Below are 18,302 nucleotides of genomic sequence, written 5' to 3'. Positions count from 1 at the left end.
GCCGCACTCAATAACGGCCAGCTCACATGAGCTTGGTGGATTCAACCTTTCTGACTATCCATTGATTCAGACTGATGACGGGCTTGCGCAGGAAGAGACCGAGAATGAGCGACGGCACTAGGAATAGCGCAAGATAGCCCATCTCTCTCCAGTATTCATTGCCATACGAGCCTGCCATCGCAGCGTGCATCGCCTCAATCGCATGCGGGAACAGCAGGAATGGGTATACCTTCTGGAAGAAGCTTGGCAGCAATTCAATGGGGAAGGTGCCGCCCGAACCGGCAACCTGCATAACCAGCAAGATCACGGCGAGCGCCTTGCCAATCGTGCCAAAGGAGAGCGCAAGCGTATACATGATGTTCGAGAACACTATCGCGCAGAGCCAGCAGACCAGCATGAATTGGAAGATGTGGTCGGCCTGGACCTTGAGATAGAAGAGATCGCCAAGCCCAACCAGACCACCTTGGCATATGGCGAGCAGCAGCAGGAACATGTATCGTCCGAAGTATTCCTGATGGAGCATCAGTCCATAGTCTTGGGCGCTGCCAGCTGATTCGGGAAACATCTCAAGAGCCGTCACACCCTCTTTCGGCATGGGTTTCAACCCTAGAACCTTCGCCTTCTGCCTGTTTGAAATCGACACCTTAATCATGGCTACGAGAATGATGCTGCCCACCCATATCGAAAGCACCGTATAGAAAGGTGTCATTGCGGAGCCATAGTTCGCGACCGCATAGACCGGTATGCGCTTGAGGGCGACGGGAGAAGAGAGCAAGGTTGCCAAAGCATCGGGATCGCCGCTGCCGCTGAGCTCATTCAGGCCTGCGATGTCGCCGTTATTGTAAGCTGCGGTAAGTTGATTGCCGAAGTCAGACAATGATGCTGCTGCTTTGCGAAGCGTGTTGGCCGATCCACCCAGGTTGGTCTGAATCGCTTGGAAGCCATTCACCGTATTGTCAGCAAGGCTTGACACGCCAGCGATGGTGTTCGAAAGACTTCCCATGACTGCACCGGTCTGGTTCGACAGGCTGCGCATCGACTGATTCAAGGCTTCGAGCTGCGGTTTCAGATTGTTTGCATAATCGTTAGAAACCGTCGTCATCGAAGCCTTGGCGCTGGCTATGTTGGTCTTGATGTCATCGATGTTCTTACGGGCGCTGTCATCGCTGTTGCCAATTGAGGCACTGGCATCTGAAAGCTTGGCGGAAATGTCTTCAAGCCGCTGCTGGGTATGCGTAGCTCCTGCAGCCGCTGCCAGCAATGCATTCTTCAAGCTGTCATTGTCGGTTTTCGATGCAAGATCGGTGAATTTCTGCGCCAAGGTGGCATAATCGGCGGCGTTCTTGTCCACCTGATTCTTGATTGTGCCCAGTTGGGTCTGAATCGAGTTTCCCTGCTGCGACACATTGCCGAAGGCGTCGTCAACCTCCTGCGATATCACGTCATACGATGCGCTGGCATTGGTGAGCGCCACATTGACGGATGCGGTTGTCGCATCGAATGAATCGCTGGCGGCAGCAATGCCCGACTCCCCTTGTTTCAAGGCCTGTCTAGCTGAATTCGCACCATCGGCCGACTTGCCAAGCAGCGTATTCGTGGACTGGATGATGCTGCCTGAAGCTCCAAGCAATCCTGAATAGGCGTCCAACTGATCTGCAGCCGCGTTGAGCTGACCAGCCAAGGTACCAACATGGTTCGTGGCGTTGGTCACATAATCCTTCGCTTGAGGGCTTGAGGCGTATTTCAGAACGCTTGAGGCAATGTCGAGGCCCACGCTGCCTATGGTTTTGGAGAAGCTGGTGTTGATGGTCGAGGTGACGGTATCGGCACCCTTCTCGGTGATGTGGGGGGCAATCGCATTCGATTTCTCGTTGATGTAGTATCGCAGCCCAGCATGGCGAATCTGCGTGGAGAATAAGGTCATCATGTCTGCGCTGAACTGCTTGGGGATCACGATTGCGGCGTAATAGTCCCCTGACCGCACGCCATCGAGCGCCTGATCCTTCGACACGAACTGCCAGTCAAGCTGATCGTTCGCACGCAACTGATTGAGCACCGTCTCACCGACGTTGACCTTGATGGGTATCAGGTCCGACTTGTATCCCACATCAGTGTTGGCAACCGCAACCTTCAAGGATTTAGTATTGCCATACGGATTCCAACTCGCTGCGATGTTGAACCACGCATAGAGTGCAGGAACGATGACCAGACCCATGCACACGATGATTGCGATCACATTGCGCGTCGCATTATGCATGTCGGTGATGAACAGTCTCCAGATGTTTCTCATAGTTTTTCCGTCACCTCGCCCGCAGAAGTTGCAGTGGCGCTTCCCGGTCCGGTCTCGCTGCTTTCATTCTTGGAATGTTCGGCTGCGCCCGATACGATTCCCAACTGCCGCGCATAGCTATCGCGCGTGTACTCGACCATGATCAGATAGAAGTCAATGAGGATAATCGAAGCTATCCACAGGTTCAGCATCACGATTTTCGCTTCGACGCTGAACAGCAGCACGAGGAAGATAATCGGAAGCACGACGACGGAAATAAGTCCGGCACGAATCATCAACGGATAATTGCGGAAGAACCGGCGGCCTCGCTTGCGAAGATCATTCTCGAATTCCTTGGAATTGCCGAACACCCCCAGCATCGAGGCGAGATTCAAACGTGGGTTGGTAAGACTGCTCTGTTCGGTGATGAAGAGATCGGCCACTGCCAGCCGATTATCGAACATGACGTTCAGATTCAACAGATATCTGCGCACCACAAGGCCTAGGATCAGAGCGATCGGAATGTAGCATGACAGGCTCAGCAGATACCACCAATAATGAGTGCCATACATGCCGCCTATGGTCTCACGCATCGCGTTGATGCCATAGGTGAAGGGTAGCCAAGGGTTGAGTCTGCGGAAGAACTCGGGCATCAGCTCGATCGGATACATGCCCGACGATCCTGGAATCTGCAGAATCAGCAGGATCACTGCCACAGCCTTGCCTATGTGACGAAAAGCCGTCGCGAGCGCGTAGATGAGATTCACATAGACGAACGATGCCAACATGCCAGCCAGCACAAACAGCCACGGCAATGGGCACTGAATGCCTATGACCAGATCGCCGACGGTCACGAACAAGGCTTGCAGCATTCCCAGGGTGCTTACAAGCAGCCCTCGGCCAAGGTATGAAGTCGTGGTGGTGATGCGAGACAGCCCTTCCCTGTCGACTTCAAGCTTGAAGATGGCGATGATGATGAAGCCGCCGACCCACAGTGCCAGATTCGTGTAGAAAGGTGCCACGGATGAACCATAGTTCGCTATCGGGTACACCGTGGTTGTAGCGAGGTTGACTGGAGACTGCATGAACTGTGCGATGCCGGCCTTGTCGAGATGCATCACCTTCGTGACTTGCTTCCAGACCGCTGAACTCCCTAGGGCTGCAACGTCTGTGCGTACCGATGTCAGCTGCGACTGCACTGTTGCGAGCGACTGCTCAGTCGTGCCGATTGAGCTGCTCGCATGGGCAAGTGTGCCATCCAGTTCCTGCAGCAACGAAACGGTCTGTTCGACCGTGGACTGCAAGGATGTGATCGAACCCGACAGTGTGCCCGCTTCTGCTGAGAATGAGTCGAAGCCCTGCATCAGGCCGGGAAGTGTGGTCGTTGATAGCGTATTGTTCGCGGCGTTCAAGGTTGAAATGCCAGAATTTGCGGAATTGTTGACCGCGCTCGACATGTTTCCTGTGGCGGATTTTCCGGCATTGATAAAGGTGTTCGTGGAAGAATTGAAGGTGTTGAGCTGTTGGCGCTGCTGCTTGTTGATTCCCTGCAATGCGAGTATCTGATTATTGATGTTTTGATATGCCTGACTGTCTGGGTCGAGTCCTGAATTCTTCAAGGCGGACTGCAGGTCATTGAGAGCATCATCGTTGGTGTCCAGAACCCCGGTCAGCCTGTCATTTACGGTGTTCACCGCCTCGTCTGCGGTATTGAATCCAGTGAGAATCGAACTGGAAGCCAGATTCACATCGACCGTAATGCCAGAAAGCGCCGTCGAACCATTGTTCAAGGCCCCAGTCAACGCATGTGAAAAGGTGAGTGACGAGGAGCGTGCGCTGCTCAGAGTTTTCTGTGACTGCGCAAGTGCCTGTTGCGCCGAATCCATCTGCGCTGACAGGCCGGTGCTGGTTGTTTCCGCGGATCGCACCGCCGACTGCGCTTGGCTTATCGTGTCCTGCATGCCTCTGAGATTCGCGCGAAGACCGTTGATGTCGTCGATTGTGGCATTCAGATTCGAGACGACGTTTGCCCGAGTTTTCGTAGCTGAGTCGTCAAGATTGCCTGCAGCCTGGGATAGTCGTGATGCCACGACATCGCTCACCGTCGAAACGAACATTGAATTGATTGTCTTGTCGATTGAACTGGCACCTGTATCGGTGATCTTCGGCGCTATCGCGTTCTTCTTTTCGTTGACGTAATAGTTCAACGCCGCCTGGGGATTCTTGCCCTCTATCGAGCCGATGACCTTTGCGCTGAAGTCCTTTGGCAGGACGATGGCTGCATAGTAGTCGCCCGATTCCACTCCATTGATGGCATCGCTTTCATCAACGAACTGCCACCCGAGGTCCTTGTTCTTGTGCAGACTGGCGACTGTCTGGCTGCCGATGTCAACGCTTCCGAATGAATCCGACTGTGTGCCTTTGTCTTCATTGGCTATGGCGACTTTCAGGTTTTTCGTATTCGAGTAGGGGTCCCAGTTCGCAACAACGTTGAACCATGCATACAAGGATGGGATGAGGCATACGCCAATCGTGACAATCAGCGCGATGGGGTTGCGCAGTAGACGAAGGGCATCCCGCCAATATATTCGAAAAGCCACGCTCACCGGCCACCTCCTCACATGATCACTTCACAAGTTTCTACCGTCAGCACGACACCATCGGCAGGAAAACCCCATAAGAACTGCTCATTGTGAACTCATCAAAGTATCAAACCTCATTTTCCGTGGAAAAACGATGGAATTCTTGCACTTTTCCACGTTTTTTCGACGTTTATACTTTGATGAGTTCACAATGAATCAAACTAACCCTCATGTATGCGCTTTCACTCCAAGCTGAGGGACTGTTTGAGGAAATCGCGCTGCAAGATTAGCAGATTTTCCGCGACTTTCTCGTCATTGGTCATATGGGTGATGCCGTTGAGCGGCAACACGGTGTGCGCGCGGCCTGCGCTGAGCAAAGCCTGCGAGAGACGCAGCGAATTAGCCACAGAAACGTTGTCGTCGGCAAAACCATGAATCAGCATAAGCGGCCTACGCAGCTTCGGAGCGTCTTCGATAATGCTGTTGCGACGATAGGTGGCTTCATCCAGTCCAAGATAGCGCTCGGTGTAATGCGTGTCATAGAGTGTCCAGTCCGTCGGCGGCGCACCGGCACATGCAGCGTGAAATACCTCGGGTGCGCGTAGCACTGCGAGCGCCGAAAGGAACCCACCGTACGACCATCCGATGATCGAGACGCGATCAAGGTCCGCCTCGGGAGCAAACTCTGGCAGAGCTTGAACCGCCTCAATCTGATCGTCCAGGGTGACCTGAGCCATGTCGTCCATGATGGCGCGGTCCCATGCCGGCCCTCGTCCGGTCGTTCCGCGACCGTCTGCCGTAAGTACAATGAAGCCTTGATCGGCCCACCATTGCGATGCCCAATAATATGACTGTGCCAGCATCACCTGCTGGTGACCGGGGCCTCCATAGGGTTTGACCAGAACCGGCAGCTTTTCTGCATGCTCGTACCCGCTGCCCTTGGAAGGCCGCACAATCGCAGCACGCAGGGCATGTTTGCCCATAGTCACGAATTCGACGTTTGGAGTGAAACCGCATTCTGCCGCGAAATTATCAATCGCGGCTGTCTTGTCGGCAGTGGTGTGAGAGGTGCAGTCATGCGCAGTAAAGCAATGCGTCATCTGTGATTTTGCCGTGTTCATGCCTCGCCCTGCAATGACCATGCCGGTTCCTGACTGAGAAACAGTCCATATGCCTGGCTCAGCGTTAAGAACCTCGGCATTGCCGTCATACGAGAAGCGAACGACGTCAAAGCTTCGAGGGTCCTTCGAGGCGATTGCCAGAATCGAATCATCGCCCACAGCAACCACGCTGCGCAGCTGCCAACCCACTGGCGAGATGGCTTCCCCATCCGAATACAGTCTGTTCGTGTCGTTCTTCTCGTCAGCACGAACATCTATCAGCGTGCCCCTGGGAGACCATGTCGGCACTCCTGGTGTCAGATCGAGCCAGCATTCATCACTATGGGTCTGAACAACATGCGTGAGTATGCTGTGCAGGTCGGAAATCTCGTCATTATCAAGCAGATACCGTGATGATGCCTGTTCTGCAAGCGTGGGACCAGACAAAGACCCGGATTGCGGAATCTGAAGAATCTGATCCCTGTTCTGCCGACGATTCTGCACCAGGATCAGCGCGTCATGACCAGCAACCCAATGGACTGAAGCGAGATATTCATAAGCAGCCGTATCCCAAGTGATACGTGAAAGCCTTGGCTGCCATATGTCGAGGAGCAGCAGGCCGACCTTGGCATTCTTCGTCAAGGCACGCGGATATCTCCGTCGAGATGCTGGATGATCTGGATTGGCTGGATCGCTGATATACCAGACATCCTCATTCGAGGCATCATAATGTTCAATCAACAGTTGACGAGAATCCGGCGACCACCAGAACCCTGCGTAGCGGTCCATTTCCTCACCGGCCACGAACTCGGCAAGACCGATCTTGATGTCTTCGCTGACGCTCTCGGCCAGATCGACCGCAGCGAGGATTGGAGCTTCCAGCTCCCCGGATTCGATGCCCTTTCCAGATTCGATGCCTTCGCCCTGCGCAAGCCGAATGACTACAAGGCTTCTGCCTGTCGTATAGGCCACCAGTGAACCATCGGGCGAGATTGTAGGGTTCAGTTTCGGACTCTGCCGCAAGCCAGACCGTTCACCAGGCACTGCCCCCGATTGTGCCCTTGCATCTGCCCCAGTCGAAGGTATATCCGTGGAATCCACAACACGAACGCGCCGAGCCCTTGTGCCTTCCAGAGAATGTTCATCGGCCGCCGCTGGGGAAAGATCGGCAACCCAGATGCTCCCCCCAAGCGCGAAAACTGCACGTTCGCCAGCATCATCGACGCTATAGTCAACAATCCCCTCGGCACTCTCGCGGCTTCGCTCCCTGCGAGCCTTCTCTTCGTCAGGAACATCATCATCGGCATGGCCCAGATGTTCACCGATTGCAGCTCCCTGCAGCAACTGTCGAGGATCGGCAATCAGCGTCTCGCAATGCTTCCCCTGACTGTTCCAAGAACTCATCCACAGGCTGGTGACTGGATCCTCCTGTCCGCCAGAACGCAGGAATATCGCACGCGACCCATCTCCCACGGCGCGAGCCGAACGCGGAGCCCCCAGAGAGAAGCGTAAGGTTCGTGCCTCTTTTCTTGGAAAATTGACGATTCCCCGTTTTATAACACTATGCTTGGTTTCACTCATGAACATCACGCTAGCACCGTGCAGTTCAGACGGCATTGCTGAATAGTCATGTATATAGGTATGTGCTGGGTTTGAACTCTGAGCGAATGAGACGTATTAGTGAGACGTATTGAAGACTTTGCAAGAATTTTCGAGCGATGTGTGGGGAATTCACAACCCTGCGTAAGATGTAGTGAGCATTATAGAAAGGGATGACCATGAGCGTTCTCGACCGTTTTGAGAAAAGCGTTGAAGGTGCCGTCAACGGTGTGTTCTCAAAATTTGGCTCCAAGGATCTTCAGCCCGTTGACCTGTCGAGTGCCTTGGAACGAGAGATTGATTCTCAGGCAATGGCAATGGGCCGCGATAGAACCGTTGCTCCAAACGAATACCGTTTTAAGCTTTCCACGCCGGACTTTGATCGCATCGAGCAGTGGGGCTCTGAAACCTTAGCCAATGAATTGGCCGACAAACTGACAAAATATGCAGAAACTCAACATTACGCCTTTGTCGGTCCCGTCGTCGTCATCTTTGAAGAGGATCTGAATCTCTCCGGTGGCGACTTCCACCTGAGTTCAGAATCAGTTCAAGGCAATGCGGCACCAGCATCGCCACAATCAAACTCCAAGGATTGCCCTGCATTGGAGATCAACGGACGTCAATACCTGCTTACGGCACCGAAGACCGTGCTGGGACGCGGTTCAAATTGCGACATCGTCATTGACGATCCGGGCATTTCTCGCAGACATCTCGAAATCGACGTCACTGATAAGGGCGTTATCGCCCGGGATCTTGGATCCACCAATGGCACGTATGTCGAAGGTCATCAGGTGCCTGCGGCTACGCTTCTTGACGGCAACACAATAACCATCGGTCGCACACGCATCCTGTACTGGGCATCGTCACAGGAACAGGACTAGGCCTTGACCGAGGCAAGGGTCGAATCAATATGACTGAACTCACATTCGCCTTCCTCAAATACGGATTCCTGATAGTGCTATGGGTTTTCGCTTGGCTCGCCGTACGCTCATTGCGCCAGGACATTCAAAGCTTCAGTCCGACGACCTCACGCGCACGACGCAAAAGAGCCCGTGCTGCCAACAGATCCTCGGCACGCACGCAACGTTCGTCTGGGCAGCCCGCAGCTTCGAACGTTCCTGCACCGAATGAAAGCCCTACGCTGCTCGTGGTCATTGATGGACCGACAGCAGGCGTTTCCATTCCGCTGAGTCATCAGACGATTACCTTGGGACGCGCCGCTTCCAATACAATGGTTTTGGAAGATGAATTCGTGTCTTCCCACCACGCACGTATTTTCCAGGATCCATCAAGCGGAACTTGGATCATTGAGGATTTGGGCAGCACCAATGGCACGGTTGTCGACGGGCAACGCATCAGCGAGCCTGTCAGCCTGCCACCGCGAGTCCCCGTACGAATTGGTGCAACGACTTTCGAGCTGAGGTAATACAGTATGACCGATATGACACCAGCTCATGCATTGTTCCTCTATTCGACTGCGGTTTCCGACATCGGATATGTCCGCAGCAACAATCAGGACTCTGCATTCGCCGGGCAGCGCCTTGTAGCCATCTGCGATGGCATGGGCGGACATGCAGGAGGAGACACGGCGTCCACAATCGCCGTGCTTTCGCTGGCGCATATCGAACGCGATGACGACGACAACGATGTGCAGGCCGTTGCACGCATGATGGAAACGTCCGTCATGGCAGCGCATGATGCAATCGTCGGCAAGGCAACGCGCGAGCGCAAGCTCTCGGGCATGGGAACAACCGTCACCGCGGTTTCGCTGGTTGCTGGATACTGGGTTCTCGCACATATCGGAGATTCCCGAGGGTATCTGCTTCGTGACGGAAAACTGATACGAATGACTCAGGATCACAGCTATGTCCAACACCTGATCAATACCGGACGAATCAGTGAAACCGAAGCGAAGAATCATCCGCAGCGCAATGTCGTCATGCGCGTCTTGGGCGATTTCGACATCGATCCACGGCCTGACATATCGATTCGGCCTGCAAAGGCTGCGGATCGTTGGATGCTGTGTTCCGACGGCCTCTGCGGAGTTCTTGAAGATTCGACCATACAAGAGGTTCTTGAATCAGTGTCGGATCAGGAAGAATGCGCTCAACGGCTAGTCACCATGGCGCTCAAGGCTGGAAGTACCGATAACGTCACCGCAATCATTGCCGATGCAACGCTGGCCTTGGACGCCAACGCATTCGATCTTCCGCACCAGACGCCCCTGATCGGCGGAGCTGCAGGAAGTTCCCTGGAACCAATTGCCGACATCATTGGCAGCCAGGTCGCCAGTGCGCCTGCTCTAAGGCAGAGCGGCAACAATCCTGCGGGCAGAGCCGCCGCACTGCGCAATCCTTCCCAGCAGCCGTCACAGGGATCAACTGCACGAGTGGCTCAGCCATCGACCGAGCGGGAGGAAAGCGGTCTGAGACTTGTGCCCGATACGGGTGAAATACCCATCGTTCACAAGCAGGATGGCACTTCCAGCGCCGACCCGAACGATCCTGAAGTCGCGAACGCGATTCGCAGCGCACACTACAAGCAACTTCACGAAAAGAAAGCCAGAATCCGTCGCATTCGCGCAATCATCGTCAGCATCCTTGCCGCAGTGCTTCTGTGCGTCGTCATCGGCGGATTCGGTGCGTATCGTTGGAGTCAGACCCAGTATTATTTAGGCGAATCAGACAATACGATGGTCATTTATCAGGGCGTTCCCACGAATTTCTTCGGTTTCAATCTTTCTCATGAGGTTCAGCGAACGAATGTCAAGGTTTCCTCACTGCCAAAGTCGTGGCGCGAGCAATTGGCCGAAGGCATCGTCGTGTCCGACAGGAACGAGGCGGAACGTCATGCGGCGTTGATCAAGAGCGAAGCCAAGAATCTGGCGAGCAGCACCCCTACACGTTCACCCTCGCCATCGAACTCAACTTCCAGCCCCTCCGCAGACGCTTCAAGCAGCTCAGAGGGAGGCAAGTGATGGTTCGTACACGCTTGCGTCAGGCATCGCTGCTGATTTTCGCAATGGCCATCAGCGGCATGTCATTCTTCCAGATGTTCGAACGCACGACCGGCACAATTCCGGCCCGCTTCGGCATGCTGTTGCTCATCGTTGCAGCATTGTTCATCGTGCTCTGGGTTCTTATCAGCATATTTCTGCCATACGCGAGCCAATCCATCCTGCCCTGCGTCATGATTCTCAATGCGATAGGCATTACGATGATCTCCAGAATCGATGTGGGGAACAAGAAGCTTGGCATCAATTCCGATGCCGGCACGATGCAGTTGATATGGTTGGCCTGTGCACTGGGATTATGCTGTCTTCTTGTCGCATTCCTAAAGAACTACCGGCTGCTGCGACAATTCTCATACGTCAGCATGGTGATCGGCATCGTGCTGCTGCTCTCCCCCATGCTCCCGGGGATAGGCCGTGAGATCGGCGGCGCTCGAATATGGCTGGGTATCGGCAGCCACAGCCTTCAGCCTGGCGAGTTCGCAAAGCTCTTCCTTGCCTTCTTCTTCGCCTCGTATCTCTTCGATCATCGCGATCAGCTTGCAGTGGGCGGCAAGAAGATACTCGGCATTCGGCTCCCAAGAACCCGCGACCTAGGGCCGATCATCGTCGTATGGTTCATCTCGATGGGTGTGCTGGTCCTGCAGCATGATCTGGGCACATCGCTGATGTTCTTTGCCATGTTCGTTTCGATGCTCTACGTCGCAACTGGTCAGAAGAGTTGGATCTTCATCGGAGCCGTGTTCTTCGTCATCGGTGCGGTCGCTTCCGCCGTGGTCTTCAGCCACGTTGGTGACCGTGTCACCGCATGGTTGAACCCCTTCAGCAGCGCTGAATACAACAAGCCATATGGTGGCTCAGGACAGCTGGTGCAGGGCGTTTTCGGTCTTGCTTCCGGTGGTCTTCTGGGCACTGGTCTTGGTCAGGGACATCCGTGGATCACACCTCTGGCAAACTCTGATTTCATCTATTCCTCCGTTGGCGAAGAGCTTGGACTCGTGGGATTGATGCTCGTGCTGCTGCTCTACCTCATCATCATCAGTTCCGGCATGATAACCGCGATGAAGGTAACCGATGGTTTCGGCAAGCTTCTGGCCTCTGGACTCGTATTCACGATGGCTTTCCAAGTCTTCACGGTCGTAGGTGGCATCACCTTGGTGATACCGCTGACAGGACTCACGATGCCTTTCATGGCAGCAGGAGGTTCCAGCCTTCTCGCTAATTTCATTCTGGTGATCTTGCTGGTGATTATCTCGAACGAGGCCAACAAGCCCGACCCGCAGGTGCTTTCCGACACCTTCCAATATGAGGCGTTGGCGGCATTGAGAAAGCATGAGGTTGAGAAGAGCAGGGCTGAGCAGGCAGGTTCCGATACGGCAACCATGGCCATTATCCGGGATTCTGCCCCGCAACCAGATGAATCAGATGAATCAGATGACCCAACAAACCCAGCTGACCCAGCTGACCAAGCTGATACGCCACAGCCCAGAGAGCCAAGAACAGTAAAGGGGGCATCGCAATGAACAAGAATCTACGCCAGCTCTTTACCGCTGTTTTGGTGCTCTTCGTCGTGCTCGGATTCTCGACGTCTCTGCTGATGACGGTGCGAACGGATGAGCTCAATGCCGATCCTCGCAATACGCGCGCGCTCTATCAGGAATACGGTCTGCCCAGAGGATCCATACTTGCATCAGATGGCACTGTTCTAGCCGAATCCGATGCAGTCAACGATTCGTTCCAATACCAGCGCAAGTACTCCAATGGTGCCGTGTATGCCCCAGTCACCGGCTACTATTCGATAACGTCGCGCGCCGATCGAGGCATCGAGGCATCAAGCAACGAGCTGCTCAGCGGCCAATCCGACAGCCTCTGGTGGGAGCGCTTCAAGTCGCAGCTCACCGGAAGGCAGAATCGCGGCGCATCCATAGAAACATCCATCAACACCAAGCTTCAGACCCTGGCATACAAGCTGTTGGGGGATCAGTCCGGGTCGGTGGTGGCGATTGAGCCCAGCACCGGCAGAATTCTTGCCATGGTAAGCACTCCAAGCTACGATCCCAATGCACTCGCAACGCACAACTCTCAGGATGCAGCCAAGGAATACAGCGCATTGGCATCGGCTACCAGCAATCCCATGCTGAACCGTGCAATCAACCAGTACTATCCGCCTGGGTCAACCTTCAAGGTCGTCGTGGCCGCAGCCGCTCTCGAAAGTGGAAAATACGACACCACGAGCGAGATTCCTGCAGGTAACTCGTACACCTTGCCAGGCACCACCACGAATCTGACGAACGCCACAGCCACAGGAAACGGCACGGACGGCAAGATTACACTTGACGACGCACTTGCCTATTCTTCCAACACGGCTTTCTCGCAGCTCGGCGTCAGTCTTGGTCAGAATGCGCTTGCCAGCCAAGCGAGGAAATTCGGCTTCGGCTCTTCCATGATTCTTGATGGCAGCAGTGCGACAGGCCTTCCCATGAAATCCACCGCTTCCAACTTCCCCGATACGGTTACGGAAGACAAGCTGGCGCTTGCATCCATCGGTCAGGGTGACAATGTGGAGACTCCGTTGCAGAATGCGATGGTTGCCGCTGCCGTTGCGAATGGTGGAAAGCTCATGAAGCCCTCCATCGTGGACCGCGTACGTGCGAGCGATCTGAGCGTGCTCTCAAAGACATCGCCACAGGAGTATTCGCAAGCATTCTCGTCGGATACTGCTTCAAAAATCACTTCCATGATGGAGGATGTGGTCACCAAGGATTCTCCTGAACTTGCCATTCGCAATGTCAAGGTGGCAGCCAAGACCGGCACTGCACAAATCGGTTCCGGGGGTTCGAATGACGCCTGGACCATAGGCTTCGCGCCCGCTGAAAGTCCAAAGATTGCCATCGCCGTTGTCGTTCATAACGTGACAACGTATGGTGTTGATGCTGCTGGTCCAATCATGCAGCAGGTAATGAAGGAGGCGTTGCAATGAGACTGGTCGAGGGGCAACTCATACACCGCCGCTACCGTCTGGATCAACGCCTCGCGCAAGGCGGCATGGGCGAAGTGTGGAAAGGCTATGACATTGAGCTCGGCAGAACCGTTGCAATCAAAGCGTTGCGCGGCGATGTAGTGCAGGAAGAGGCCAAGCTGCGCCGTCTGCGCGTAGAGGCGCATAATTCCGCAAATCTGGCTCATCCGAACATCGCTGCCTTGTTCGAATATTATGAGCATGACGGCATCGGCTTCCTGATCATGGAATACGTGCCGAGCAAATCTCTTGCTCAGATCTATCAGGAGTCCGGCGCCTTGGACCCTACGGAACTCCTGCCGATACTCATTCAGACTGCTCGCGGACTGTTTGTCGCCCATTCGCACGGTGTTATCCATCGCGATGTCAAGCCTGCAAACATTATGGTTTCCGATAGCGGTGAGGTCAAGATCACCGACTTTGGGGTCTCATACTCGACAAATCAGGCGCAGATCACTCAGGACGGCATGGTCGTGGGCACCGCGCAATATATTTCGCCGGAACAGGCACAGGGCTTTCAGGCAACCGCACGATCCGACATCTATTCACTCGGGGTCGTCGCCTATGAAGGCTTGTGCGGTCATCGTCCCTTCACCGGAGCCACTCCGGTTGATATCGCTGCAGCACATGTGAATGAATCAGTGCCTCCACTGCCAGATTCGACTGACATACAGCTCGCAGGATATGTCATGTCCATGTTGGCAAAGGATCCCCATGATCGTCCGCCCGATGCCCTGAGCGTGGCGCGAACGCTTGCCAGAATTCAGAGAAGACTCCTGGATCAGCAGACCATGGATACTGAAATGATTTTCCAACCCGGTTCCAGACTCCCCCGTAAGGTGGTGAGCGCTCCACATTCAGTGCGGAATATGATGCAGGCAGCATGGCGCGCAACAGGCCACAAGGACGCTTCTCAGGCTCCGATAGCAGACCGAATTGGCAGATACTTGGACACCGAATCAGAGATGTCACGAAGAGAGGAATCGAAATGAGCACTCCATTGCCGAACTCATTGGCCAACGGCCGCTACGAGCTTGGACAGCTTATCGGTCGTGGTGGCATGGCAGAAGTTCATGTGGCTCGAGATATGCGACTTGGTCGCACCGTCGCCATCAAGATCATGCGTTCCGATTTGACGAATGACGAGATCTTCCTTTCACGCTTCCGACGTGAAGCGCATTCGGTCGCGCAGCTGAACAACCCCAATATCGTATCAATCTACGATTCCGGCGAAGAGACGCTGACTGACGAGGCAGGGCACAACGAGCGCGTGCCATATCTTGTTATGGAATTCGTCAAGGGGCAGACCTTGCGAGATGTGCTGCGCGCCAACGGTGCGTTGAGTCAGCGCGATGCCGAACAGGTCATGCTCGGGGTGCTGAACGCGCTTGAGTATTCACATCGCATGGGTATCATCCACCGAGACATCAAGCCTGGCAACATCATGATCAGCGATCAGGGAACGGTCAAGGTCATGGACTTCGGCATTGCCCGTGCTCTCGACGATTCCGCAGCGACGATGACCCAGTCACAGGGTGTTGTCGGCACGGCACAATATTTAAGCCCCGAACAGGCTCGAGGCGAGACGGTCGATGTGCGTTCCGACCTGTATTCGGCAGGTTGCGTGCTCTATGAAATGATTACGGGCAGACCGCCATTCATCGGTGATTCTGCCGTGGCAATCGCGTACCAGCATGTTTCAGAAGTGGCGACACCTCCCAGCAACATCGTTCCCGGTCTGCCAAAGATGTGGGATTCGATCTGCGCGAAGGCCATGGCCAAGGATCGCAGAAACCGTTACACGACGGCAGCCGAGTTCAAGAACGATGTTCTGACCTTCATGAATGGCGGTACTCCAGTCGCCGCTGCCTTCAACCCACTCACTGACCTGAGCAACATGCAGGTGCGCAAGAATGCTGAGCAGGGTACGGCCACCGTTGCCATGGCTCCACAAACCGACACCGTCTCGGCGACACAGGCCTTTAACCCAGTGACCGGCCAGTTCGAAGCGGTTCCTTCGGCGAAGGGTGCCGAAAGCCGTGCGGCGCAGCGGGCGTCTCAGGAAAAAAGCAAACGCAGGAAGCGGGCGATCATCATCACGATCATCGCATTCCTCGCTCTTCTCGGCATCGCTGCAGGCGTGTGGGCGCTGACCAGTCAGGAGTCTGACGGACTAGTCACCGTGCCGACCATCACCTCACAGATGTCTGAGGCACGAGCCAAGGAAATCATCGAATCCGCTGGCTTGAAATACCAGCAGAAACAAGACACCTCTTCTGATCAGGCTGAAGGAACGTTCACCAAGCAGAATCCTGACGGAGGCAAGCAAGTCGCCAAAGGTACGACCGTCACGGTTTGGTTCTCTGCTGGTCCACAGTCGGTTCAGGTGCCCGATGTCTCGGGAAGCACTCAGGAGCAGGCTCGCAAGACCCTTGAAGCTGCTGGTTTCAAGGTGAGTTCTTCAGCTTCCGTGGAAGACAGCGCCACCATTGCGAAAGACCATGTGACGAGAACTGATCCAGCTGCGGGCAAATCGCTGGAAAAGGGTGGGAGCATCCTGCTGTACATTTCATCGGGCATGACTCAGGTGCCGAACGATCTTGCAGGCAAATCCCAGGACGATGTGACCAAGATGATTCAGGATCAAGGACTGCGCATTGGAACCATAACCCAGGAGACTTCCGACACGGTTCCGTCCGGTTCGGTGACACGAACCGACCCCTCGTCTGGCACTTCCGTGGAACAGGGCACGACAGTGAATGTGTACGTGTCCAGCGGCAAGGAGAAGGTCACCGTTGGCAACTACGTCGGGCAAACTCTCAGCAATGTCAAAGCATCGCTCAATGGCAAACTTACCATAAAGGTCAATGGTCCCGATGTGGACAACGCTATGGTGACGGCACAGGATCAGACAAACACCCAGGTTGACAAGGGATCAACAATCACATTGACCACCGGTCCGAACACAAGTTTCAGTCCCACCACACTGCAAGGAAAAACAGTCCAACAGGCAACAACCACCTTGCAATCGTATGGTTATACGGTCACAACCCAGCCGTCAACGGCCTCTGGTTCGTCGCAAGTGAGCCAGGTCACGCTCAATAGTGATGGTTCGGTCACCTTGGTCGTCAGCTCGTCAAGCAGCGGATCGAGTAGCAGTTCGGGCAGCGGCTCTGGAAACTGAATCGATAGTTTTCCACAGCAGTCCACCTGCTATCCACAACTTATCCACATGTTTATGCACCATTGTGGATAAATTACATCACTGTTGTTTGCATGACCTGAAAGGCGCTCTCGTCTGACTTCAGCCCAGTCATAGCAACGGATTCGACAGATTGCAGACCAACGTAACAACGATAAGCGTCACAACGATCACGCTGCCATATATCCACATTCGTGTGGCAACACTCGTTCTTCTGAGGCGGGGAATTCCTTTGGTGAGCAACTCAGTCAGCGCGATGCCGGTGACGAATCCGCCGACGTGCGCCTGCCACGCAATGCCACTGATGACAAACGGCATGAGAAAGTTAAGGCCGATCCAGATCAGCATGGGGCGAATATCCGCCCCCACCCTGCGGAACACCACCATAACCGCACCAAAGAGGCCGAATATTGCGCCCGAGGCACCGAGAGCGTACGTATACCATCCATAAGTAGGCTCGATGGCTGCCCAGACAGTCAATCCAACAGCACCCCCCATGCCAGAGATCAGGTACAGCGCGCCGTACTGCCAATGTCCCATCAGGCGCTCAAGCAGCGGTCCAACGGACCAGAGTGCCATCATGTTGAACAGCACATGCAGCACGTTCGTTGCATGAAGGAACATGGACGTAAAGATCCGCCACGGGTTGATCAACGCAAGACTTGGACTGACAACCCCTTCAGAGATAACCGCCATATATGCTTCTGGGGCGAGAAAACGCAGAATAATCTCGATCAGCCACATCACAGCGCACGCGACAATGATGGTTCCGGTAATGACCGGGCCACCACTGCGCCACGACCTGCGAATCTCCTGTGGATTCACCAGAGTGCGCAGAGGTGAGCGGTTGTTGAAATTGCTGAATCCGTTGAAGCCATTGTGCATAATCACCACTCTAACAACAAGGTATGGAAGGCTCGTCGCCCTGTCACATTCCTTGTGCGCATAGAGAACTGCAAGGGAACATTACCGTCCGCTTCACACTATTCACACGCAATCGCCACATAAAGACCATTAAGATAAGTACTAGCGTTGGCTTGGAAGAGCAGGCCGACATTCATCGCTGAAAGGAGCCACCATGGAGAATAAGTCTTCAAACGGCTGGAAATTCTTTGCGCTGCTGTTCGGCGCACTGCTCGCAGGTGTCGTCGGACTCTACATTTACAAGCAGCAGAATCCCGACTATGACCCTTGGGAGGAACCGTGGGAGAACAGTTCTTCACCGGTTGATCTTGGGATTGCCAAGGAATCCGAAAAAGATAAGGATTCTGACAAAGAGGACGATTCCGACAAAGACACCGATGCTGACTCGGAAACAGAAAACGCTGACGACGATGCTGAGCAAAAGTCAGCTGAAGCAGCTGCCGAGTAAGCACCAAGTCGAGGTGAAGCTCACGGTAAAACTTAGGGGTCTGGAAACGAAAACGTTTCCAGACCCCTAAGTTTTACCCTTGTTGCCGGCCCCAATCGCTCATTGTGAACTCGTCACGGTATTAACGCCTGAAATCCTCGATATACCGG

The 18,302-nt window shown here is 54.4% G+C and carries 12 protein-coding genes; 8 read left to right on the top strand and 4 right to left on the bottom strand.

Going from position 1 to position 18,302, the window contains the following annotated elements; all coding sequences use genetic code 11:
- Window positions 1–22: 22 nt before the first annotated feature.
- From QN215_RS01260 to QN215_RS01250, 3 genes are all read right to left on the bottom strand, one after another.
- Window positions 23–2,290, bottom strand: coding sequence for a YhgE/Pip family protein (locus tag QN215_RS01260; RefSeq protein ID WP_369344336.1), 2,268 nt, complete (start codon window positions 2,288–2,290; stop codon window positions 23–25).
- On the bottom strand, window positions 2,287–4,875 hold the full coding sequence (locus tag QN215_RS01255; protein ID WP_369344335.1) for a YhgE/Pip domain-containing protein: 2,589 nt from the start codon (window positions 4,873–4,875) through the stop codon (window positions 2,287–2,289). Before QN215_RS01255 ends, QN215_RS01260 begins: the two co-directional genes overlap by 4 nt.
- A 218-nt stretch (window positions 4,876–5,093) precedes the next feature.
- Window positions 5,094–7,532: a prolyl oligopeptidase family serine peptidase gene (locus QN215_RS01250; protein WP_369344334.1), complete on the bottom strand. Its 2,439-nt coding sequence runs from the start codon at window positions 7,530–7,532 to the stop codon at window positions 5,094–5,096.
- A gap of 197 nt (window positions 7,533–7,729) precedes the next feature.
- On the opposite strand from QN215_RS01250, the gene QN215_RS01245 reads away from it, so the two are divergent.
- The 7 genes from QN215_RS01245 to pknB are packed head-to-tail and all read left to right on the top strand — an operon-like array spanning window position 7,730 to window position 16,763.
- Window positions 7,730–8,431, top strand: a complete 702-nt coding sequence (locus QN215_RS01245) for an FhaA domain-containing protein (protein ID WP_369344333.1) — start codon at window positions 7,730–7,732, stop codon at window positions 8,429–8,431.
- 29 nt (window positions 8,432–8,460) lie between these two features.
- Window positions 8,461–8,976, top strand: coding sequence for an FHA domain-containing protein (locus tag QN215_RS01240; RefSeq protein WP_369344332.1), 516 nt, complete (start codon window positions 8,461–8,463; stop codon window positions 8,974–8,976).
- Between the two features lie 6 nt (window positions 8,977–8,982).
- A complete protein-coding gene (locus QN215_RS01235) occupies window positions 8,983–10,527 on the top strand; it encodes a PP2C family serine/threonine-protein phosphatase (RefSeq protein WP_369344331.1) in 1,545 nt (514 codons plus the stop codon).
- Window positions 10,527–12,083, top strand: a complete 1,557-nt coding sequence (locus QN215_RS01230; RefSeq protein ID WP_369344330.1) for an FtsW/RodA/SpoVE family cell cycle protein — start codon at window positions 10,527–10,529, stop codon at window positions 12,081–12,083. Before QN215_RS01235 ends, QN215_RS01230 begins: the two co-directional genes overlap by 1 nt.
- Window positions 12,080–13,540 carry a peptidoglycan D,D-transpeptidase FtsI family protein gene (locus QN215_RS01225; protein ID WP_369344329.1) on the top strand — a complete coding sequence of 487 codons (1,461 nt, stop codon included), beginning with the start codon at window positions 12,080–12,082 and terminating at the stop codon, window positions 13,538–13,540. The genes QN215_RS01230 and QN215_RS01225 overlap by 4 nt, the downstream gene beginning before the upstream one ends.
- Window positions 13,537–14,571 carry a serine/threonine-protein kinase gene (locus tag QN215_RS01220; RefSeq protein ID WP_369344328.1) on the top strand — a complete coding sequence of 345 codons (1,035 nt, stop codon included), beginning with the start codon at window positions 13,537–13,539 and terminating at the stop codon, window positions 14,569–14,571. Before QN215_RS01225 ends, QN215_RS01220 begins: the two co-directional genes overlap by 4 nt.
- Window positions 14,568–16,763 carry a Stk1 family PASTA domain-containing Ser/Thr kinase gene (pknB, locus tag QN215_RS01215; protein WP_369344327.1) on the top strand — a complete coding sequence of 732 codons (2,196 nt, stop codon included), beginning with the start codon at window positions 14,568–14,570 and terminating at the stop codon, window positions 16,761–16,763. Before QN215_RS01220 ends, pknB begins: the two co-directional genes overlap by 4 nt.
- A 129-nt stretch (window positions 16,764–16,892) precedes the next feature.
- Here the strand turns inward: pknB and QN215_RS01210 are convergent, their stop codons facing one another.
- The gene (locus tag QN215_RS01210) at window positions 16,893–17,666 is read right to left on the bottom strand and encodes a rhomboid family intramembrane serine protease (protein ID WP_369344326.1); all 774 of its coding nucleotides are present in this window, start codon (window positions 17,664–17,666) and stop codon (window positions 16,893–16,895) included.
- Between the two features lie 193 nt (window positions 17,667–17,859).
- Here QN215_RS01210 and QN215_RS01205 point away from each other — a divergent pair, with 193 nt between their 5' ends.
- Window positions 17,860–18,153 (top strand): hypothetical protein, encoded by a 294-nt coding sequence (locus QN215_RS01205; protein WP_369344325.1) that lies wholly within the window; start codon window positions 17,860–17,862, stop codon window positions 18,151–18,153.
- The last annotated feature ends 149 nt before the right edge of the window (window positions 18,154–18,302 follow it).

Origin of the sequence: Bifidobacterium sp. WK041_4_12, assembly GCF_041080795.1 — a bacterium.
Lineage (GTDB): Bacteria > Actinomycetota > Actinomycetes > Actinomycetales > Bifidobacteriaceae > Bombiscardovia > Bombiscardovia aquikefiricola.
Note: the sequence above shows the minus strand (reverse complement) of the source record. Positions and strands in the feature narration are given on the sequence as shown.